Raw genomic sequence first — 22,731 nt, forward strand, 5'->3', positions numbered from 1 at the left:
TAGTATAATTTTGATGTAGACATCAAATAAACCACTTAATTTTTCAATGGTTGAAGGAGCAGTTATATAGTGATTGAGTTTTTAGCCGAATATTTGATGACAAATCGAATGGGAGGTAAAAAGATGAAAAAAGTTGTATCATTAGGTTTAGCGTTTTCGTTAGCGTTAGGAGGGGTATTACCGACATTATCAGTAGAACCTTCGAAAGTTGAAGCATCGAGTTATGAGTTTACGAAAGAGCAACAAGAGGCATTAAATCATATAAATGAAATTAGAGCAAAGATAGGATTAAAACCTGTAACATTGAATCCGTTTTTGATTAAAGCAGCAGAGAATCATGCAAAGTATTTAGTCGCTAATAATATCACCTTTTCGTCAGGGGTAGACGGTCATAGCGAAACAGTAGGAAAGACAGGTTACACTGGTAAAAATGTAGGAGATAGAATAAAAGCTGTAGGTGGTTCACAAACATTAGTATCTAATTCTTCGGAAGGTATAGCTTATAATGTTTCGTCTATCAATAAAGGTATAGATTCATTAATGGATGCACCTTTGCATAGAACACGTTTAATAGACCCTCAATTATCCAGTGTAGGTGTTGCTATTGTAGATAATATTGTGGTTTTAACTTATTATTTTCTAGAGTTTGGTACAAATCCAGAGGAGTCTATATATCCTTATGATGGACAAACTAATGTTGGTTTAGAATTTGTAGGTAAAACTGAAAGACCTAATCCTTTAGAAGAGTTTAAAGTAGAAAAATCGGGGTATGTTATTTCTTTCTCTCCATCTTCATCGAATGTTGTTCCTGATAATGTTGTTGGAAAATTGTTTGATAGTAAAGGAAAAGAAGTTCCTGTATTTTTCAAGGAAGATGCTTTAAGTTTTACTTACTTCTTATTTCCTAAAAGCCCGTTGTTAAAAAATGAAAAATATACCGTAAAATTTACTTATACTGATTTAATGGATGATACTGTTAAAACTAAAACATGGTCTTTCACAACAGGGAGTGGTACTTCAACACCAACAACTCCACCAAAACAAACTCCACCGAAACCGAAAGTGGTGTATGCTGATTACAAAGACGGTCAATATTGGTCAGAAGCAATGTTATGGGCGATAGATAAGGGGTATATCACGGGGTATATGAATGTGAAAAACCCGAAAACGGGGAAAGTAGAAAACTTGTTAAAACCGATGGGCACATTGACAGAAGGTCAGTTTTTAACGATTTTATTCCGTTATTTATATCCTAATGAGTTGAAAAACACAAAACCAAAAGACCCGAAATTTGATTTATCGGTTGTGTATCAAATGGCGGAAAAATATAAGTTACCTACAAAAGCGACCTTTAAAAACCGTGCAGATGCGTACAAACCGATTTCACGTGGGACAATGGCTCGAATTTTAGCGTCAGCACATTATAAGAAAGCGGTAACGGAAAAAGATGCAGTAAAATTCATGTATGATGCAAAGATAACGAATGGTTATCCAGACAAAAATGGTAAATACCCTAAAACGTATGAATCCTTTGGAGTAAAAGAAAATCTATTAAGAGCACACATTGTAGTGTTCTTGAAAAATTATGATACGTACCTTCAAAACAATAAAAAGCAGGTCGTAAACGGTATCACAGTAGATTATGGAAGACACACATATGGGGTAAAGAATCAAGCTGAATATAACAAAGTAATGGAGATCGTAAGAAATGAGTTAAAGAGACTAGATAAAGAGCCTTGGGTTGATGGTAGATTTGCGAAGTATTATGATATGTATTTAAATGGTGATAGAAAAGAAAATTACAAAGTAAATTCTTTAGAATACAGGGGTATATTCCAAGCGGAACAAGCGTTAAAAGATTTAGTTGATAAAAAGGTAAGTAAAGAAGAAATAAAGAAAATATATAAAGCTCGCATGGTAGCGGCTGGTTGGATAGGTAATGCTAGTGATCCAAGAACTGGTAAACCACAATCAGCTTATGAAACTTTAGTTAATAAAGTAACAGATTGTGATGCAATGGCTCAAGTTTATTCAGCATTTTTTGATGCATTAGGTTACAACACAATGATACTTGCAGGTAATAATCATGCCGATGCATTTATACAAATTGGTGATAATTGGTATGAAATTGATTCTCTGAAAATAGCAGATATGACAAAACCTTTAGATAAAGATGATTATGTATTGGCACAACCCACAAATGGTGATATTTATAATAAAAACGGTACATTTACAAAGGCTAAAAAATAAATATATGTTTAGTTTTGAGATGATGTTATTAAATAGCATCATCTTTTTTATGTCGATACATAACAGACGATTTTAAGAGTGTATTCGTGAGCTAAATCATAGTGGACATCAAATATAAAATAAAAGGAGGTGTAATAACATGCGCGCGAATGATTTTAGGACTCCAAAAGTAAGGTTGTATAACAGGATTACTTTCGCAGTTATATTAACGTTGATTATTTTAATAGCCTGTTTATTTTTCTTTGGAGGATTGGAATTAGGGATGTTTGTAAAATCGGAATAATAATTAAAAACAGACCGTCTTTCTTTTAAGAGAAAGGCGGTTTTTTACTGGGAAAAATAATAAAAATAGAGAACGATTAAAAACGGCAATAAAAAGAATTAGATTAATCTGTAAGATCATCGAAAGGCGGGTTCTAAACTATGTTTCGAGATTTGGATTACAGGTTGATCATTCAAGTAAGTTCAGTCATTTTCGCAGTATCTTTCATCATCGGGTTTCTGATCGGTTATTTTTTCTAGGAGTTAAAAGTTCGTTCATGATTATTTTGTGGTGTAAGAATTTTCAAGGTAGAAATTTTACATGTGTAGGAAGATAATAAGGTTTCTAGGTAAGTGTGATAATCATGTCACGGCAGTGCCATAAAGGGTACTGCTTTTATTATTTTTATTTTCAAAAGTAATTTAAGAAAAACGGACAGTTCTTGGAGTAAGAAAAAATTTAAAAGATGTCCAGAGATTGTAGAAATTCAAGACAAGCAGAGAGAGAAAGTTTATAAGTACCAGGAAATAAAAATTTCACCTTTTTAAAAAGAAGGGAGTTGAAAGAGATGATAAAGTTGAGGAAGCGCAGCAGACAGTTCATATCGTGCATGTTGGTAATGGGTTTATTAGTTAACTCATTGCCAATAGGGGTATTTGCAGAGGGTGTAGATGAATCAAATATTGAAATAACAGAAAGCGAGGGGATAGTAAATAATGAAGAAAGCCAAGCGAATCAAGAAATTAATGAAGGAGAGGAAAATCCAGAAAATCAGAATGAGGAAACTACTACAGGAACAGGAGAAGCGTCGGAGGCAACAAATACGGAGACGCCGAATGAAGGAAGCACAGAAGGAACAGGAGGAACAGCAGGACCAACAGGAGAATCAACAGGAGGAACCACAGAAGAAGCAATAGCAGGAGAAGTAACAGACGGAGCCACAGGAGAAGCGATAACAGAATCAGATACCAATGCAGAGCAATCTGCACCAAATGAGAATGCATCAGAAATGTCATACAATAGCAATAATGATTACGAGTATTTTGTGGAAAATAACGAGGTAACTATTTTCAGGTATATAGGAACGGATAAAGATGTAGTTATTCCGAGTACGATAGATGGTTATTCGGTAGTAGAGATTGCTGAAAATGCTTTTCTAAACAGTGGGATAAGATCAGTAGTCATACCAGAGGGTGTAAAACTGATAGGTGATCAAGCGTTTATGGGTAATGAGTTGACCTCGGTAGATATACCGGGGAGTGTAACTCGGATAGGTGATTGGGCGTTTTTTGATAATGATTTAACTTCTGTAACTATTGGGAGTAGTGTAGAGTATATAGGTTTAAGGGCATTTTCTCAGAACAATATAGATTTTATAAATTTACCTAGTTCAGTAAAAGTGATAGGTGATCATGCTTTTTCTGTTAACAATCTTACGAGTATTGATATACCTGACAGTGTAACGGATATTGGAAAATATGCGTTTGCTGACAATCACATTGAAGTTGCGAAACTACCAGTTGGTCTTACAACTATTAGTGAAGGTTTATTTTCTCATAACAATTTAACGAGTATAGACATACCTGAGAGTGTAGTTACTATTGAGGCTCATGCTTTTCGGGCAAATAATCTTGTTAATGTTAGAATACCAGACAATGTTACGTTCATTGGAGAGTATGCTTTTAGTTCTAACCTATTAACTTCAGTAATAATCGGAGAAAAAGTAGAAACAATTGGAGAGAGGGCGTTTGGGTATAACAATTTAACAGAAGTAGTAATACCTGATTCAGTTAGATCAATTGGTCAGTATGTTTTTGCGGATAACAAATTAACAAAAGTAACATTATCAAATGCAATCACAGAAATTCCAACTGGTGCATTTATGAATAACGATTTTACAGAATTCGTTATTCCTGACGGGATTGTTTTAATTGGAGAATCTGCTTTTGTAGGGAACGAGTTAACTTCAGTGACATTTGGTCAATCTTTAAAGCAAATTAAGGACTTTGCGTTTTACGGTAATAACTTAACATCAGTAAATCTGCCAGAAGGGGTAAATTCAATTGGTTCTTATGCATTTGGTTCTAACAAATTAACATCAATAACAGTGAATGGTTCATGGGAAAAAACATCGAATGGTTTAATTGGTGTCTATTTTGATTATTGGGCAGTAGAGGGAAATCAAACGAACCCTAGTGATTTAAAAGTATATGGGTATGCAGGAACAATGGTGGAGGAGGTAGCTAATTACCGTGGATACACGTTTATAGATATAACACCTGTTCCTGAGCCAGACCAACGACTTAAAATAAATGAAGTATTTCCTGATGAGAATTTAGCAAAGTACTTTGCGGAGTGGATGAGTGCTTTACCAAGTTGGCAAGGTAAATCAGATTCCACATTTAGTATGGCAGAGCTTGACGCAAGAATTAAACTGAATGGTGCTTTAAATTTCAATGCTAGTAATCGAGGTATCAGAAGCTTAAAAGGTATGGAGATATTTGGTGATGTAGCAACTAAGTATAGTGATATTCCAGTTAACTTTAATTTTTCGGGTAATTTACTCGAAGATGTAGATCCTTTATATAAAATAACTTCTGTTCGAACATTATTTTTAAACGATAACAAGCTAAAGGATATAAAGGGTTTAAGGAATTTAAAATATGTGACTAGGGAAACAGCTTATGGAGCAGCAAGCTTGTATTCAGATGCGGCATTAAATCTTCAAAACAACTTATTAACGGATATTTCTCCTTTAAGTAATTTAAAGAGAGTGGAATCAAAAATAGACCTTTCTAATAATAAGTTGCAAAATGTTGATGGTTTAAACGCAGAATTTATAGGGTTTTTAGATGTATCGAACAATTATCTAACTAGCTTAAATACTTCAGTTTTCGACCCAGACAAAGTGTATGCAATTAAGGTAGACCATAATTTTATTCAAAATATCACGTCAGTAATACCTTCTGAGTACGTACAAAGACTTTATGGTGAGAATGATTACAGACCACAGTATTCATTTAATTTTACTCAATCATCATCAGTTAAAGTAGAGTACAGAGTTCGGGGTACTAATGAGTTAATCAGTTACGATATCGTTAATGATGTAGGGAATTTCGAGACTAGGAAATATAAAGCGAAGAATCTTGCAGGTTACATTTTAGATGATGATTTGGAAAAGGAATTTAGTGGTATAGGTAAAGCATTTACTTCAGTGATCAAACCAGTTCTAGGTATAAAAAGTAGGGATGGTTTTACAGGTATACAGAATAGTAGCCGAAAATTTTCTTTTGTAACGCATGACAGTTATTCAAATCTTCCTAATAGTCCATATAAAACGGATGGTGCTGTATTATCTTATGATTCAGCAAGTGGAGATTTAGTTGTAGTCAGAGAAAGTAATGATCCTTTCTATGTTTATACCGATGTAGATGTGTATGAAGGTAATATTTATCTAGGAACGTATTCAGTTCCAGTGTTAGGTCATGGCAGTCCAGATACAGCAGTGGTATTTTACTATAAACCTGTTGCTAAATGGACTTTAACAGTTAATATGGAAGGTCAGGGGTATGTATCACCTTATGTGGGAACATATAATTACGATAATGGAAGCAAAGTAAATTTGTACGCATCACCGAATTTTGGTTATCGATTTGATAAATGGGTAGTAAACGGAACAGAGTTTTTCTCACCTAGCATTACTATAACAATGGATAGTAATAAAACGGCAGTAGCTCATTTTGTACCACTAGAGCAATACAAGTTATCAGTAAATATAGTGGGTGAAGGCGAAGTAAATGTATTAAACGAGTTTACAATGTCAAGGCAGACGTATGGTTCAGGTGATGAAGGAACATATGAAGGGGGTACGAGTTTATCTTTAACACCTGCACCAAAATTAGGTTATCGGTTTGTAAAGTGGGTAGTGGATGGAGTTGAAGTAAATGGTGATTACTTACCATTATATATGGACAGCAATAAAACGGTAGAGGCTCATTTTGAAAGTGTACCTTTAGTAAAACCATTAATAGGTCATATCATTGTAAAGTTTTTAGACATGTTGACGATGGAAAAGATTAAAGAAGATGAAGAAATTAAGAACGTACCTGTAGGTGAGTACACGTATACGGCAGAAGAAAAGATAGGAGATTATAAAATAGTTGGTGAAGCAGTTAAAACAGTTATTATTACAATGACGGATTTCTTTAAGGAAATTATTTTCTTATATGAAAAAGAGGCATCACAACCGGAGCCAACACCACAACCACAACCAGAACCGAAGCCAGAACCAGTACAAGATCCGAAACCGGAACCAGTACAAGACCCGAAACCGGAACCAGTACAAGACCCGAAACCGGAACCAGTACAAGACCCGAAACCGGAACCAGTACAAGACCCGAAACCGGAACCAGTACAAGACCGAAACCGGAACCAGTACAAGACCCGAAACCGGAACCAGTACAAGACCCGAAACCGGAACCAGTACAAGACCCGAAACCGGAACCAGTACAAGACCCGAAACCGGAACCAGTACAAGATCCGAAACCGGAACCAGTACAAGATCCGAAACCGGAACCAGTACAAGACCCGAAACCGGAACCAGTACAAGACCCGAAACCGGAACCAGTACAAGACCCGAAACCGGAACCAGTACAAGACCCGAAACCGGAACCAGTACAAGACCCGAAACCGGAACCAGTACAAGATCCGAAACCGGAACCAGTACAAGATCCGAAACCGGAACCAGTACAAGACCCGAAACCGGAACCAGTACAAGACCCGAAACCGGAACCAGTACAAGACCCGAAACCGGAACCAGTACAAGACCCGAAACCGGAACCAGTACAAGACCCGAAACCAGTGGTCAAGGTGCAAAAGCGTGATAAGGTAACAGTAATTGCAGTAGATAATAAAACGGATAGGGTATTAATGCAAAAAGAATTAACGAATTTAAGTTATGGTTATAACGAGGTGAGAGCACCTAAAATTGAAGGTTATGAGGTAACAGGACCTTCATTAACGTTAGTAAGAGTGACGGATAGTGGTAAGGAAATAGTAGTAAAATTCAGGTATGAAGTGAAAAAAGCATATGGAACAGTATTTGGCGTAGTTATCGATAGTGAAGGTAATCCGATTGAAGGGGTAATGGTTGAATTACACTCTAAACCAAGAGTCACCTATACAAATGAAAAAGGTGAGTATAGATTTGAAAATGTGGAATTAGGTAAGCACACAGTAATCCTAAAAAATCCGTACACATTAGAAGAAATAGCAAAAATAGAGGTTATAGCTTATAAAGATGTAAACGATGTTAATTCAGGGATAAAAGAAGTAGTTCAAGTATCTAATGAGGTGCGGAAGTCAATTGAGTTAAACGAAACAGTGAATACACAACGAATTGACTTTGTAATCGAACCGATTAAACCTAAAGAAGAGCCAAAGGACGGACCAAAAGATAAGCCACAAAATGAACCGAAAGAAAAACCAAAGGATGAACCAAAAGATAAATCACAAGATAAACCTAAAGGTAAGCCATCAAAAGATTTACCGATCATCCCGATAGTTTCAGCGATTCCTTTCATCATATTATTAGGTTATTTAAGACGTAAAAATGTCAAGGTATATAATGAAGATGGTATGGTTGTAGCGAAGTTAAGAGTAAAAGCTAGACCAGAAACAGTAATAGACCTATCTGGAATGAAAGCTGAAACATTAAAGGTAGTATTTAGAAATCCAGAGAGATTTAGAAAGTTGGAGTTAATGGTCAAGTATAACGATATGAAGGTTAGAGTAGAATTAGAAGAAGGTAAGAACTATCTTGTATTTAAACCAACAGAGGAATAATGGTAATAAGGAAAATACCTCACTTATTGAGGTATTTTCTTTTTGTGTGGGAGTCATTTGCAAAAATCAGGAGTTAATTTGTTAAGGGCTTATAAAATAATGGTTTCTGAAATAAAAGGGTTTAAATTTTAAGCGGTTATATGAGTTGAACAATCGGGTAAGAAAAATTTTCAAAATGCACTATAATTAGATGAATTTTTGGAGTGTAAACAAGAGATTTTATATAAGTTACAGGAAAGGAGGATAAAGCAATGGTAGGAGAAACACTAACATTGGATAATCGTACAGAGGACGAGCGAGTTCAGCAGAAGGAGCAACTTGCAGGTACAGTTGATTCGAGTGAAGATGATAATTTAAACTTTGATTTTTTCAATGTAGGGAACGAAGGTTTGTTAAACTTGGGGCTTGGTATAAATATTGACCCTAACAAGATATTTAGTGCTGAGAGGGGTAAAGAGGGAAGCGCGAATAATGTCGAATCAGAGAAAGTCGAAGTTAACACAAATAATAGTGCAGCAGAGAAAGATTTTTCGGAGTCTGAAAGTGTAGAGCCGATATTGCCAGAGGGGATCGAGGGAGACAAAAAAGAAGAAATCAAAGAAGAAAATGATTCCTCATTTACACCGGGTTTATCTTTTGTAGAAGCAGAGGAGGAATCGGTAGATAATGAACCATTAGAGGTTGCAGATGACATTAATTTTAATTTAACTTTAGAGGATTATGCTAAAAAGTTAAAAGAGATAAGGATATCGGATAAGAACATCATAAAGTCAAATATTATAGAAACGGATAGTTTAGAATTACCTAAAGTGGAGGCAGAGCAAGTAAGTGATGAGAGTTTGTTATTGAGTGATATAGATAGTTTAGAGGAAGCGTATAAAGAGCAGACGTTGCCGGTAAAAGAGAAGATAGTAGAGGTAGATAAAGTAACGGCAGCCGATCGGGCTGGGAAAGCGGTAAATTGGTTAGCGCAGACATTTATCGTATCGCCAATAAGGGCAATCTTTAAGGCAGTATATGCGTTTTTATTCAACATATTTGGTTTCTTTGGAGGGATTTTAAAATTTATCATAGTTTCTTTAGTATTAACCACTCTAGTTGCGGTGTTTTACACATACTCGGTAAATCCAGATTTATCAGCAAAAGAGATGGTATTAGAGAGTTTGAATATAATTGTAGAGGTCGTTAGAAAAATAGGTAGCAGTATATGGGAGACGTTAAAGCCAATCTTTGTAAAAAGTAAATAATGGGGTAATTGAGGGCTTTTTTAAGCCTTTTTTATTTATAGAAAAAAACTCATCAAAAATGGATAAACATAACCAATGTGGTGTTGTTTAAATAAGAAAAATAGTCTATTTTATAGATAAATAATGGTATGGAGGTTATTACTTTATGTCATTGTTGAAAAATTCAAGTAATAATTTTCGTAGTAATACGACTATGTATAATAGTGTGGACAAGGGTTCTAAAAAACCAGTTGGTAAGAAAACGAAAGCAAATGAAGCGTTATTAAATAAAGGGTTAGAAATCATCAATCAAATGAGTGAAGAAGAACGGGCGTTAATAAGTAGTAAATCTCACACTTTGCATTTTCAGTATTTACTTGGGTTATCATCGAAAAAATCTTCTCGCAAGGTGGGGGATGAGATAAAGGATTCCTCGACACCTGTGGGAGTAGCACTAATATCGGATGAAGATATCATGGTACCTGTTATAGACGTTTTAAAGAACAAAGACACGGGTATTGATCCTGAAAAGGATATTACATATCGGGAAGTCAAAGCAGGTGAGCTATTTTATCTTACACTTTATGAATTTATGTTTTTAATCATAAGGGATGAGTATGGAGGATTCTGTTGTGATGAATATGGGAATTCTGATGGGGTACATCTTTCTGTAAAATCTCCTGCATTTTATAGAGGCGATGCGAAGCTTCCGACTCCGACAATTAACTACAATAAGAAATACGGTAGGAGGTCGATAAAAGCAGGGATGGTAGATATCGATGTATATATGCCAGATGGTAGTTGGGTAATCAAGCCACAGTATGCAGATAAATTTGGAGCATTGCTAAAGAACACTGAAAAGTATCGAAAAATATCTGGTGGGAAATTACCTCCTGCACCGACACTGGTAGCGTTAGCACTTAAAGAAAAGTTAAACTTAAATGTGGCTAAAAAAGAGGAAGAGTAAAAATGTAAAAATTAGGTTTTATTTGGAGGCTTTTAAAAGCCTTTTCTTTTTTGTCTCAAATGGTAACAAATGGTTAAGAAGTATAGGAATTTGTTATCGTAATAGTCTATAAAGGTACCCCTTTTCTTACTGTACTATTTCGCATCTATTTTGCGTCTATTTATTAAGAAAATTAAACTTTATAAACGTATGAAAACGAATTGACCTTTATAAACAATCACGGTATCATTAGACAACCAAAAATAACTTTCCAAATAAAGGTGGTATGGTCTAATGAATATCTCGTTCGGTTATATTCGGGTTTCTTCTAAAGAGCAAAATTTAGATAGGCAATATGATGCGTTAAAAAAGTATGTTACCGATGAAAAGTATATCTATAGCGATAAGGCTAGTGGGAAAGACATGGAACGTGAAGGGTTTCAAAATATGTTAAAAGCAATGCGGTCTGGCGATACGTTGTATATTAAATCGATTGATCGGTTAGGTCGCAATAAAGCGCAAATCAAAGAGTATCTAGAGTATTTTAAACGGAACGGTATTCGGGTAAAAATTTTAGATATGCCTACAACAATGCAGGATTATCCAGAAGGTCAAGAATGGGTTTTAGATATGGTCAATTCTATATTAATCGAGGTATATACGACTTTAGCTCAACAAGAGCGTGAAACTCTCTTACAGCGTCAAGCAGAAGGTATAGCAGCGGCTAAAGCTAGGGGTAAGCATATGGGGCGACCAAAGTTAGAACTTCCTAAAGAATGGGATAAGTTATATAAAAAATGGAAAAAAGGTGAAATCAAAGCGGTGGAGTTCATGAATTTAGTAAACATGAAGAAGCCGACTTTTTATAAAAAGGTAAAGGAATACGAGGCATCATTATAAGGCTCTGTTTGGGGTCTTATTTTTTTATGCAAAAAATAATAAAAACGACAGTATAGCATTCGTGGATCGAGTGTCTATGCTGTCTTTTTTGTTTAACTGATAAAAATAAAACAGTCCGTTGAGTAGACAAGCTATCGATTTTAAGAGATGGGATTAGAAAAAAGTAATAATCAGTAGAAATAGTTAGTTTTAAACGAATGGGTTTTTAGAGCAGGGAAATAAAGTTTTAGGTTTCATCCAGAAGGGTGGTGAGCCTTAGCGTGATAATGGGAGTTTCGAGGGGTGATGATGTTGAGTAAAGAACAGGTTGGGTATTTAAGAGAAGAATATCTGAAAGTTTTAGACAGGTTAGAATGCCTTCTAAGAATTGGGGTAAAGAGAGGTCTTTATGAGCCTTATAACCTCAATGAGTTAAAGCATCAAATAAAAAAATTAAGAAATGAACAGGATATCATAAATTTCAAGAATAGCGAATACTACCAAGAATTATGTGATTTGTTGGTGTTATGCGGTTCGGTATGTTGTCGCTTTTTAATCCCTCCTGATTCGTTATTGCAGATATACTTTTGTCACCAATGTCCAATATTTAGGTTTGAGGAGCGGCTTTATCAAAATGAATGAGGTGATTAGATATGGTTTATATTCAGAGACCTGATCATTTACTAGTGGCAGTTGTATTTGATAAATACAGCAAGTTGCATGTCAAAACGTTAATAGGTACGTATGGAGAATTTTTACCGAGAGTAGACTTGTCAAATAGGTCACAAAAGGAACGTGTTTTTATAGATACAGATAGTCATTTGATAATTTGTTTAAATAATTGTGTAAAGCGGAAATCGGATTTACACAAAGTGTTGGATTCAATAAGGATACGTGGTTATAATATGAATATTTATCAGGTGCTAAAGGATGCTCATTATGCATTAGAGTTTTACACAAAAACAGATGTTTTTAATCAGCCGGTCTATAAAGGACCGAGTAGTGTAAAACGGGATGCCATAATGATAAAGCATTATATAAGTGCTCGTTTAAATGACATAGGCTTGTATCATGATTATATGAAGTGTGATGTACCTCCTGTTGAGCTGGGCAGTTATTTAAGGGCAGTAGTACGGTGAGAGAAAAGGAGGGGTTATAAAGGTAACCTGAAAGGCAAGCAGGTTACCTTTTAATTTTTTTAAGAGTTAACTTTTTATATGTAGTTCAATTACGGACTGCTTAAAGATTAGGGGCTTTTTATTGGGTCACAATCTCAACTCCCAACACATAAACCACATCTACCAATTACTTAAATAAATAGAAAAAATTTTGTATAATTAAATAAAATATTAATCGGGAGCTGATTCAGATGAGGGCATCACAAGAATTTATAAAGAAATTAGAAGAATTGCATCAAATATATGAAAATGAAGTAAAAGAAAAAGCGAAAGAAGGTCTGTTAGCTGATAACACGGCAAGAACATACCTGCTCCATTCAGGAAACTTTGTAAAATGGTGTCGCAATGAATTTGTCCCAGGTGGAAGAAACGAAAAGAAATAGTTGCAGCTTTAATTGTGGGAGGGGTAAAAGATGCCTGTAAGTTTAATATCAAAAAACCTACTATATCAGTTTCAAGAACTTTTAGAGAAAACGGAGAATGAATTAAATATTATTTCTCCCTTTATAGGAACGCAAACTGCAAACTTATTAGCCGATTGGCTAACTAAGAATCCTTCAGTAGTTTGTAATATCATTACACGATTTTATCGGGAAGACTTTGTTGAACGTGTCAGCAGTATTTACGGACTAGAGCGTCTTTTACATGCAAATGCAAATATATATGCATTAGTTGATTTACACTCAAAACTTTATCTGTTTGATTCACATTCAACAATCATTGGTTCAGCCAATTTTACAAAAGGTGGTTTTGTGTCTAATCATGAAATTTGCGTACTGATGGATGATGAACCAGAAATAGCAGAAAAAGCTCAGGAGTATTTCTATGATTTGTTAGAGCAAATTCAAGCAGCTGGGGACAAAGGAGTTGTTACACAAGAATGGATCGATGAAGAAAAGAGGTATGTTCCTCAGTTGGCAGCAAATCGAAAGGATAAAACTGTTACATATTCAAATGATAAGAAGAAAGGGGCAGAGTTAAAGAAAATTGTTCATCCTGATTTATTCGAGTCAATTCTAGAAAATACATATGAAGCAGACGAGGGAAGTAATGGTTATTGGTTAAAGTTTGAAGGAACCGGAGAGAACAGAATTCCTAATGATTTGAATTACCAACAAATGAAGGGTATACGGAATCGAGATTTGAAGACTACTTACTTTCCACGCAGACCAAGCGGAATTGCAAAGGATGATACTTTATTCTTAACAATTGTTAGTTACGATGAACAAGGTCAACCTACACCTATGATTGTAGGGTATGCCAAGACAGAAGGATTCAATAAGGATAACGTTGTTGATGATGCTGATATTAAAGATGCTCCTTGGAAACATCGTTTTCCATACTATGTTGAATTGACAAGTGGAAAAGTAATTAATGCGCCTATTAAGAATGGTATTCGTTTGGTAGATTTATATAATAGTATTGGGAAAGCAGCCTTCCCGTCTTTAAGAAAAAGGAATAAGGTAAGCCAGAAAACCCTACAAAGCATGCACTTCAGAAGATCACACATTCGTATTACTCAAGAAGCGTATAACTTTCTAATGGATGAATTAAATAAGCGTTTTAGTAAATACGGTGAAATAAATTTATAGAGAACTAACAAAAAATGCACCTATAATTTTAGAAACTTACTATTCATAGGTTTGTTGTAAATAACAGGTGTAATTTTTTGATAAGTTAACGGAGGTTAATATGACTAAAGACAATTTAAAGCGTTACCTGCCAGAGGAAGTACCCGACCACTTATTTACCCAAAACAAATTAAAGCGAATGGGTCTTGTACCAACCGAGGAGCACGTTGCCTTCGTTGTTTACCCAGAGCAAGGTCGAGAGTACAAGCTTTACGACATTCAAGCAACTCGAAGACCTAAAAGGCAAAAAGGTTTCTCTCTCCAGATTAGAGACTTAACGGTAGAACAGGTTTTACAGGAACGCAAGAGGGAACTAGAAGTAAGAAAAGTTCAATTAAGTAACCAAATTGAAAGATAACTCTATAATGCGGTGATGGGTAAGAGTTAAAAGGTAACCTGAAAAAGAAAAGGCAGGTTACCTTTTTAAATAATGTTCGTTATATATCAGATTAGGTATATTTTTAGCTTTGGGTAAGCAGTCAGAGTTCGTCTAGCGACCTAGATGTGGGGTAAATATTTTGTGGAGGAAAATTTTTTCTCCGTTTTAGATAAATTTTTTTCTTTGTAGGATACTTTCATACAATATACGAAAACAGCTTTATATAACAAAAGAAATTTTTTAAAAATGGGCAATAAAAAACAATTTCAGCATCTAAAAATTGAGTTTATTCATAATAGACAGGAGAGGAAGAAGCAAAGGCATAGAAGAAAAAACAGAGCAAAGACAGACATGATATACAAATTTCGGTTAGATCACCTCAATTCGAGCAATGAGGCATTTTTATGAGCATTTCACTACATTAGAAATGATTTCTCCCACCACTCCACCACACTTCATCTCACCTTATCCCTCATTATAAAAACGAGCAAACCGCGCACCCTCACAAGTACGCATGAAAAAGAACCGTTAGATGCAGCACCTAACGGTTTTTATGCATTTAACGATTTTGACTTAATACATGATCCAACCATTCTTTGACTTCAGCTACGGATTTATTGAGATTATGTCCAAACCTAACTGTGCTAGAAGGGATTAGTATATCATGATGTTTCAACACATTAAATACCCGATAAACCAACACACGAGGAGCTTCATCATATCCACTTCTGCTTCTAATTTCATCTTCCATTAATTTTGTGATATCAGAAACTTTGATGTTTCGTCTACCACTTGCAAATTGTTCAACGGTACAAAGAATGATATCACGGAACAGATGGATAGGTAAAATGTCTGTAATAATAGCATCGATTTTATACTCTGTAAGGATACGCACTATACCTTCTTGATGATCAACCATTAAATGAGTTCGATTGACGATAGGTACATCTAGAATCATTGAATTAGCAGTATCGATGAGATAGAGTTGATAATCTACCCATTGTTTTTGGACAGTACTAATGTCATCAGCAAATTGCTTCATTTGGTCTTGAACTTCTTTGAAACTTTCAGTGTGGGTTTCATCAATCTCGACACCTTGAAAGAAGTTATTAAAAGTGTCGACCAGTTGTTCAAAGCACTTATTAATCGTTTCAATCCTGCCCGCTAATAATTCCTTTTCACTCATGATATCACCCCCATAATTCATAACTTCGATAATAGATATGACAATCGGGTATGAGGTATTCCTGAAAATTTGGTACTTTTCTACTTTGAGAGGGTGTATATTGAACTGTTTAGGGGAGATAGGTAACAGTTTGTTCGTAGAGTGTAACCTTCCGAACAGGAAGAGTGTAAATCGTTAAGGGGGTTCTTCGAGATTTTTTCTATGATATTAAAAAATTTTTTATGAAATTTTTAAAAGAATACAAGAGATGGTTCTATTTCAAGATTAAATTCAAGAGATATCGAAAAAATATGTAACAAATAATAAAATATAAAAAGGGAGATGGGTTTAAATGGAATTTAACAAATTTAACAAAATGATGTTGCAAGTAATTGAATATTCAGTAGAATGTTGTGATTTTTTAGCATTTAAGTTAAATAGGCTAGAAAAATTAGCATTAAGTGCAAAATATCTTAAAGATAATGGGTTTGATGATGGTGGTATCTTAATGCGCAAAATAAAAGAAGAGAAGGAACAAATATATGAATTAATGGCACTATTGAAGAGAATTCAAAGAGCAATCAATAAATATTTTGATGCTCAAGCAAATTTCGAGGAGGTTCAACGTAAAGCATTAACGGTTGGTCTAGAGAGAATAAGTAGAGAATTCGAGAATGCTCAAAAACAGTTTGAGGAGGCTCAACGTAGCGCAATAAAGATTGGCGCAGAATTTTCAATAAAATTTGCTGAAGTGAAGATAAAAGATGAGTTAAATGTAGTCACTAATAAACATGAGGAAGCAGAGCTTCGCAAACACTTGTCTGATTTAAAAGAGTTAAAAAATTGTTAGTGTGATGAAGGCAAAAAATAAAGCAGAGGAGGTGATATAAACCGTTCTATTTCAGAACGGTTTTCTTTTTATTTGTCCGTACCCTTAAAGTGGTAACATAGACACGTCTTAAAAGGAGGGGGTAAAAATGAAAAAGTTTTTTCTTATATTGCTTTTGATAATGACACTGGTGTTGTTTCTTCACTCTAAAGAAAGTTGGCAGAGTGTTTATGTGAAATATTTAGATAGCATCTTCGAATCCAGAGATACATTTCTCAACCCGAATGACGAGTTAGTATTAATCGATTTAGATATAAATGGGATTCCAGAGCTTTTAGGCGGTTCGGTAGGTCGTTTAACATCTCCGATCAATGTAGCGATAACGGTAAGAGGTGGCAAGATCGTACATTTAAAGCATAAAGGTGCAGGTATATCGGGCGCACCTATTGAGAGCAAGACTCGTTTTCATATTGGAATGTGGGCGTTTTCGGTACAGGATTCGAACATAGCATTATATCGGGGTAATGGTCATTACATATTTATCGGAGAAGACGGCACAAGTGGTCTAGATAGTTGGAGCAGTGGATTGTTTGAAATAAAGTTAGAAGGCGACACGATTTACACGAATCAGATCAGTTACGCATCTGGACCAAATCCATTTAATGTATGCGATGGATGCGAGGCAGAGCCTGAAAAGTACAAGTTAGGAACTCAATCGGTATCTCGCACAGAGTATGAAAAAGGTTTAAAAAGGTATTTTTCTCGATTAGAGGCAGTCGACAGTGGTGCGGTTTCGATAGATGTATGGAAAGTATATGATTTTGATAAAGGTAAAGTAAACCGGCAGAAAATAGAGGAATTTGTAAGGAGTTATGGTCGTTAGCAGCGGTGGTTCATCGCTTATAAAAAGGGGTATTTGCTCTTAAAAAGGCATTTCAACAAAAAATACCCGAAAAATTTTTCAAAACGCTAGAGATAAGCGAATTTTAAGAATAAAATCGTGAGCTGTTTTATAAGTAGTTGACTAATAAAAACCTGCATAAAGCAGGTTTTTATTAGTTAGGAACCGAATTAAGGGAGGTTTTAGGGATGCCAAAAAGGATTGGAAAGAGAGATTCGAGGTTATGGAATAAGGGGGATGTATCGAAAATAGTACCTTACACATCGAGGAGTTTGAGGTTAGCAGAGCAGATAATGAAGACGCTAGGTGTCAAGGAAAGTATTATAGATGCTTTTAAGAATGGGGAGATACTGGTCACCAACAGTTTAAGACCGACAATGATAGTCCAAGAGGGGGTAACAGACAGAGACAAAGAAATAATAGATGAATTAGATCAAAACGGTTTGATGGTTTACCATGTATTGTTTTCATGCATCATGTTAGGGAAAAAGCCGGATATTCAGAGCGAATTTGAGGTAAACACGTTTGAGCAGGTGGTACCGATCAAGAGTTATTTATATGTTCCGAAAGATATTTTTGAAGAAGCGATTTACATTGAACCAGATTTAATTGATAAGCGAAGAGAGTTGGTTATAAAGGAGTATATAGAGCATACAATCTTTATGGCAAAGCAGGGTTATCTCTCTGCATATACGTTAAACGAGGAAACAAATGTTGCTATGTTCGATGAAATCTTTATTAGTAGGGTTCAGGGAGATTTAATAAGAGTAGAATAGCTTAGATTTATGAAGGAGCACTTTAAAAATTAGGGTTCATATTAATTAAAAAATCAGCACCTAAGCAACTGTTAACTTATATTAGGTCAGCTGAAAGAGTAGGTGCTATTTTTGTTGTTCACAAGGAGAGGATGTTAATAACACCCTCTCTATATTTACCTAATTATCACTATCTATCGACATAATTAGAAAATTTTTGATAAAATAAAACAGACAAAAAGTAGAGGTAACCTATACATAGAGTTCACAAGGGGAATGTAATGTTCTTAGTGGAGGGGGTAAACAAACCAAATGAAAAATTGGCAGCGAATAGTCGAAGCTAAACTGGAGCAACAAAAGCATAAAGTTGCAGAAATAAGCCTTGAGAATGGAACAGTTAATTACTCTAAGAAAATCAAACATAATAGAAATTTAAAGGCATTAACTGGTGATGAAGAGATAGTAAGAGCATTCTTAATAGACCGATTGGTAAACGAACTGGATTACAAACCTGAGTATTTGGAAACCGAGAAGGAGTACACTATTAAGGGCGGTCATAGTAAGATAAATCCAAGAGTGGATGTATTAGTAAAGGATGATAAGGGGAATCCATTCTTTTTTATTGAAGTAAAAGCTCCAAACAAATTCGAGGAAGACAAAGATGAGATTGAAGGTCAGCTATTTGCTCTTGCCCAAGCAGAAGAACGAGATTTTAAAACCAAAGTAAAGTATTTAGTCTATTATACGATAGAATTAATAGATGATGAAATAGTTGATCGAGCAATCATAATAGATTTTGAGAAATATCCGACATACACGGATTGGTCAAACGGCGGTTTCATTTCAACTGGGACAGAATTAACAGCAGGATATGGAGAGCCGAAAAAACAACCTTTAATAAAAGGTCACGAAAAGTATGATTTAAGAGTCCGTATTGATCGTGAGGAAATAGAAGGATTAGGAAGGAATTTACATAATGTCCTTTGGGGTGGTGGAGGAACCAACGACAGTGAAATCTTCTATTCTTTAGTCAACATCATCCTTGCAAAGATACAGGATGAATACGAGAAGGAAGATGGTCAGGAGTACGACTTCCAAGTGTATCAATATGGTGATAATGTTGAGAGCCCTCAAAAACTCTTTGACCGTATAAACGCTTTATACAAAAGGGCTTTAAGAGAGCAGCTCAACGTAACAGATGAACAAAAGATTGCTGAGGATAATGTAATCAATCGAAATAAGTTCCCATTAAATAAGCTGGTATATACAGTCCAAGCATTAGAGAGTCTTTCATTCCTAGAAGGTCGTAATTCATTAGATGGAAAAGACATTTTAGGTGACTTTTTTGAGAGCATCATCCGAGATGGATTCAAGCAAACCAAAGGTCAGTTCTTCACTCCAACACCGATAGTAAAATTTATATTATACGCCTTGCAACTAGATAAGTTAGCAATTGACAGATTAAACAATGACCGGGAGTTGCCTTTAATCATCGACCCATCTGCTGGTAGCGGGACATTCTTAATAGAAGCGATGAAGTTGATTACTAAAGAAGTTAAATATAAGCAAAATCATAAGGTTAAATCTAGTAGGCAAATTACAAAACGATTTGAAGAGCTCTTTATGCCAGACCACAACGAAAACAAGTGGGCAAGAGAGTACCTATATGGCTGTGAAATCAATTTCGATTTAGGAACCGCATCGAAAGTAAACATGATTTTACATGGTGATGGTTCAGCAAATATTTTTGTACAAGATGGGTTATTACCATTCCGTTTCTATGTAAAGGAGACATCTCCAAACTATTTAGAGACAGCTAGTCCAGATGCTTTATATGGTGATAAAGAGGTAAATGGTAAGTTCGATGTGGTGGTTAGCAATCCTCCATTCAGCGTAGATTTAGACACACAAACTCAGCGAGAAGTAAGAAATGCCTTCCTATTCGGTGACAAAAAGAATTCAGAAAACCTGTTCATCGAACGGTATTATCAACTTCTTAAGGAGGGAGGACGATTAGGGGTTGTTCTACCTGAAAGTGTTTTTGACACCACAGAAAACAAATACATCCGTCTATTTATATTCAAATATTTCAAGGTAAAGGCAGTAGTGAGCTTGCCACAAGTAACATTCGAGCCATTTACTTCCACCAAGACCAGCTTACTCTTTGCTCAAAAGAAAACTAAAGAAGAAGTAGAGCAATGGAATGAACTTTGGGATAAGTACGGTAAAGAGTGGTCTTTATTAAAAACAAGGATAAATGATTACTTCTCATACTTTGTCAAAGGGCGACCACTTAATAAAAAGTGGGCACCTGATGTCGTGAAGGATATTCAAGAAGGAAATGAAGATAATATCCGAAAAAACATTTTTCGTTTCTTAAAGGATCATATCAAAGAAGAGGATAAAAACCTTGAGATCAAGGACTTATTAATTAAGTATGCTGAAGAAATTTCCAGTATATCAAAGCACGAGAAAGAAACAGATGTTTTTGGTTTTTACAATGCTTGGTGGGTATTCGGAGAAGTAGCAAAGGAACTGGATTATCCAATATTTATGGCTGAAGCTGAAAATGTAGGATACAAACGTACTAAAAAAGGTGAAAAACCAATGCCTAACGACCTCTATGATTTAGAGTATGCACCTAGTACTCTAGATTGTGAAAAGGTATTGAGTAGTTTTGATATAGAAATCAATGCTTTAGAGGCTTCCAAGACAAAGTTATCTGTTGAGAAGGGGCTCTTGGAAGAGAAATTAAAGGATAAAGAAGATAAAGAAAATGAAAAAATACAAAAGAGACTCAATAAAATATCTGAGTTGTTGGAAACTATTGAAAACCAGTTAGATTCAATAAGATCTAAAAAACTTGAGGTTGAAGGTATACTGGAAAAATATTATGAAAACAATAAATTAAAGGAAGAGTATAGCGAACGGGATGATGAAGAACTAATAAACCATTTCAAACATGGCGTCCTATATCAATACAGAAGCGAAGATATCCTACTTCGTAATAAAACTGTCCATAAGATATTGGATGAAATAAGGCAGGAGGTTATATGGGATTAATTCAAAGGAGAAACTTCTCCACTTTCGCATCAGAACCTAGTGTTAGATTCGATTTCAATTATATGAAGTCAGTGACACCTACAACGGAAGAGTATTATACGTATAAATCCTTATTCGAAGTAGTTCCATCAACCGTACCTACTTTAGATGAATCGGAACCTTTTAAGTATGCAGAGATAGGACATGTATCCAAGAATGGTGAGGTATTCCCTGTTACCTTATCTTTTGAAGATAGAGACGAGTTAAACGAGGATTTATTTAAAAAAATAGAAAAGGGTGATATTTTTCTACCTGAAAGGGGTAACATCTTAATCTCTGCAATCAGACCGTACCTAAACAAAATTGTGCTGATTAAAGAGGATGATGAAACTGACATTTACTTCACCAAGGCGTTCATTCAAATCAAACCTTTAATCAATAGTCGGATTCTTTATTACGCTTTAAGAACAATCTTCTCTGAAAAGATAAATGCAGTATCCAGACAAGGAAAAGGTTATCCAACTTTGAAGGAGGACGATTTAAAGACAATTCAGTTCTCAAAGAAGGTAATAGATAATCTCCTTGCTAAAGAGGAAGAGCTCATCTCAAATATCGATGCTCTCGAAAAAGACATTAAGGAATTAAAGTCTATTCAAAGAAGTAAAAAAGAAATTGTAGATGAGGTATTTTCTAGTCATTTCAATATAAACATGGTTGAGTTGATGGCTTTAGACAGTCAAAGAAGGGTTGATGTAGGATTAAGCAGTATTTCTTCTTTAAATAGTACTATCCGTTACAGTTACAGATGGAACAAAATGAAGCTGATCCAAAAGTATCTATATCGAGATATAGATTGTATCGAGCCACTTGGTAAATACATTTTAAGTTCTAATAATGGTTGGAGTCCTGAATCAGTTGTTGGTGGTGAAGGAATTCCGATTCTTGGACAGGAACATTTAGAATTTGATGGTGTTCTGAATGTTTCACCAACAAAAGCCACTACCAAAACGAAAAATAATATGGAGAACTTTTTCATTCAAGAAGGCGACCTTTTCATCAGCAGGGGAAATACAGTTGATTTAGTTGGTTTAGCATGCGTAGTTGAAACAGAAGTCACAGAAGACATTATTTATCCTGACCTATATATCAGACTCAAGATAGATGAAAAGGTAATACACAAAAAGTATTTAGCTTTATTATTCAATTCATTCTTCGGGCGGTTGTACTTCAAATACGTATCAAAGGGAAAAAACCAAACAATGGTGAAAATATCGAGCAATGAATTACTGAACTACTATTTACCGATACCGCCTATGGAACAGCAACTAGAAATAGTCGGTAAGATTGAAGAACAAATTGGTGCTCAAAACGAGATTGAGAAACAAATCGAAGAAAAACGAAACCAAATTCGAGTCATAATAGAAGAAACAGCAAGAAGTTAATA

Annotated in this window: 17 protein-coding genes; 16 read left to right on the top strand and 1 reads right to left on the bottom strand. The window is 35.1% G+C overall.

The window, feature by feature from the left end:
* Positions 1-69: 69 nt before the first annotated feature.
* The 11 genes from B9L19_RS03530 (at position 70) to B9L19_RS03585 (ending at position 14,574) form a co-directional block, all read left to right on the top strand.
* Entirely contained in the window at positions 70-2,250 is a 2,181-nt protein-coding gene (locus B9L19_RS03530) for a CAP domain-containing protein (RefSeq protein ID WP_089113846.1), read from the top strand.
* Between the two features lie 830 nt (positions 2,251-3,080).
* Positions 3,081-7,403 carry a leucine-rich repeat protein gene (locus tag B9L19_RS03540; RefSeq protein WP_169714168.1) on the top strand — a complete coding sequence of 1,441 codons (4,323 nt, stop codon included), beginning with the start codon at positions 3,081-3,083 and terminating at the stop codon, positions 7,401-7,403.
* Positions 7,373-8,356 carry a carboxypeptidase regulatory-like domain-containing protein gene (locus B9L19_RS03545; RefSeq protein ID WP_141104714.1) on the top strand — a complete coding sequence of 328 codons (984 nt, stop codon included), beginning with the start codon at positions 7,373-7,375 and terminating at the stop codon, positions 8,354-8,356. The genes B9L19_RS03540 and B9L19_RS03545 overlap by 31 nt, the downstream gene beginning before the upstream one ends.
* 251 nt (positions 8,357-8,607) lie before the next feature.
* Positions 8,608-9,603 (top strand): hypothetical protein, encoded by a 996-nt coding sequence (locus tag B9L19_RS03550; RefSeq protein WP_089113850.1) that lies wholly within the window; start codon positions 8,608-8,610, stop codon positions 9,601-9,603.
* Between the two features lie 145 nt (positions 9,604-9,748).
* Entirely contained in the window at positions 9,749-10,549 is an 801-nt protein-coding gene (locus B9L19_RS03555) for a hypothetical protein (RefSeq protein WP_089113851.1), read from the top strand.
* A 273-nt stretch (positions 10,550-10,822) separates the two neighbouring features.
* Positions 10,823-11,428, top strand: coding sequence for a recombinase family protein (locus tag B9L19_RS03560; protein WP_033844466.1), 606 nt, complete (start codon positions 10,823-10,825; stop codon positions 11,426-11,428).
* A 291-nt stretch (positions 11,429-11,719) separates the two neighbouring features.
* Positions 11,720-12,049, top strand: a complete 330-nt coding sequence (locus tag B9L19_RS03565) for a hypothetical protein (RefSeq protein ID WP_141104715.1) — start codon at positions 11,720-11,722, stop codon at positions 12,047-12,049.
* An 11-nt stretch (positions 12,050-12,060) separates the two neighbouring features.
* On the top strand, positions 12,061-12,546 hold the full coding sequence (locus B9L19_RS03570) for a hypothetical protein (protein ID WP_089113853.1): 486 nt from the start codon (positions 12,061-12,063) through the stop codon (positions 12,544-12,546).
* Between the two features lie 230 nt (positions 12,547-12,776).
* Positions 12,777-12,968 carry a hypothetical protein gene (locus B9L19_RS03575; protein WP_042382143.1) on the top strand — a complete coding sequence of 64 codons (192 nt, stop codon included), beginning with the start codon at positions 12,777-12,779 and terminating at the stop codon, positions 12,966-12,968.
* A 30-nt stretch (positions 12,969-12,998) separates the two neighbouring features.
* Entirely contained in the window at positions 12,999-14,177 is a 1,179-nt protein-coding gene (locus B9L19_RS03580; RefSeq protein ID WP_042382140.1) for a phospholipase D family protein, read from the top strand.
* Between the two features lie 100 nt (positions 14,178-14,277).
* Entirely contained in the window at positions 14,278-14,574 is a 297-nt protein-coding gene (locus B9L19_RS03585; protein ID WP_033026119.1) for a hypothetical protein, read from the top strand.
* A gap of 580 nt (positions 14,575-15,154) precedes the next feature.
* Here B9L19_RS03585 and B9L19_RS03590 read toward each other — a convergent pair.
* Positions 15,155-15,781: a hypothetical protein gene (locus B9L19_RS03590; protein ID WP_089113854.1), complete on the bottom strand. Its 627-nt coding sequence runs from the start codon at positions 15,779-15,781 to the stop codon at positions 15,155-15,157.
* A gap of 331 nt (positions 15,782-16,112) precedes the next feature.
* Here B9L19_RS03590 and B9L19_RS03595 point away from each other — a divergent pair, with 331 nt between their 5' ends.
* The 5 genes from B9L19_RS03595 to B9L19_RS03615 all read left to right on the top strand — a co-directional run bounded on the left by B9L19_RS03595 (position 16,113) and on the right by B9L19_RS03615 (position 22,729).
* The gene (locus B9L19_RS03595; RefSeq protein WP_089113855.1) at positions 16,113-16,610 is read left to right on the top strand and encodes a hypothetical protein; all 498 of its coding nucleotides are present in this window, start codon (positions 16,113-16,115) and stop codon (positions 16,608-16,610) included.
* A gap of 127 nt (positions 16,611-16,737) precedes the next feature.
* On the top strand, positions 16,738-17,472 hold the full coding sequence (locus tag B9L19_RS03600) for a hypothetical protein (protein ID WP_089113856.1): 735 nt from the start codon (positions 16,738-16,740) through the stop codon (positions 17,470-17,472).
* 206 nt (positions 17,473-17,678) lie between these two features.
* Positions 17,679-18,266 (top strand): hypothetical protein, encoded by a 588-nt coding sequence (locus tag B9L19_RS03605; protein ID WP_089113857.1) that lies wholly within the window; start codon positions 17,679-17,681, stop codon positions 18,264-18,266.
* A gap of 291 nt (positions 18,267-18,557) precedes the next feature.
* Entirely contained in the window at positions 18,558-21,308 is a 2,751-nt protein-coding gene (locus B9L19_RS03610) for a type I restriction-modification system subunit M (protein ID WP_089113858.1), read from the top strand.
* Entirely contained in the window at positions 21,299-22,729 is a 1,431-nt protein-coding gene (locus tag B9L19_RS03615; RefSeq protein ID WP_052369191.1) for a restriction endonuclease subunit S, read from the top strand. Before B9L19_RS03610 ends, B9L19_RS03615 begins: the two co-directional genes overlap by 10 nt.
* The last annotated feature ends 2 nt before the right edge of the window (positions 22,730-22,731 follow it).

Origin of the sequence: Geobacillus thermocatenulatus (assembly GCF_002217655.1) — a bacterium.
GTDB classification, from domain to species: Bacteria; Bacillota; Bacilli; order Bacillales; family Anoxybacillaceae; genus Geobacillus; species Geobacillus thermocatenulatus.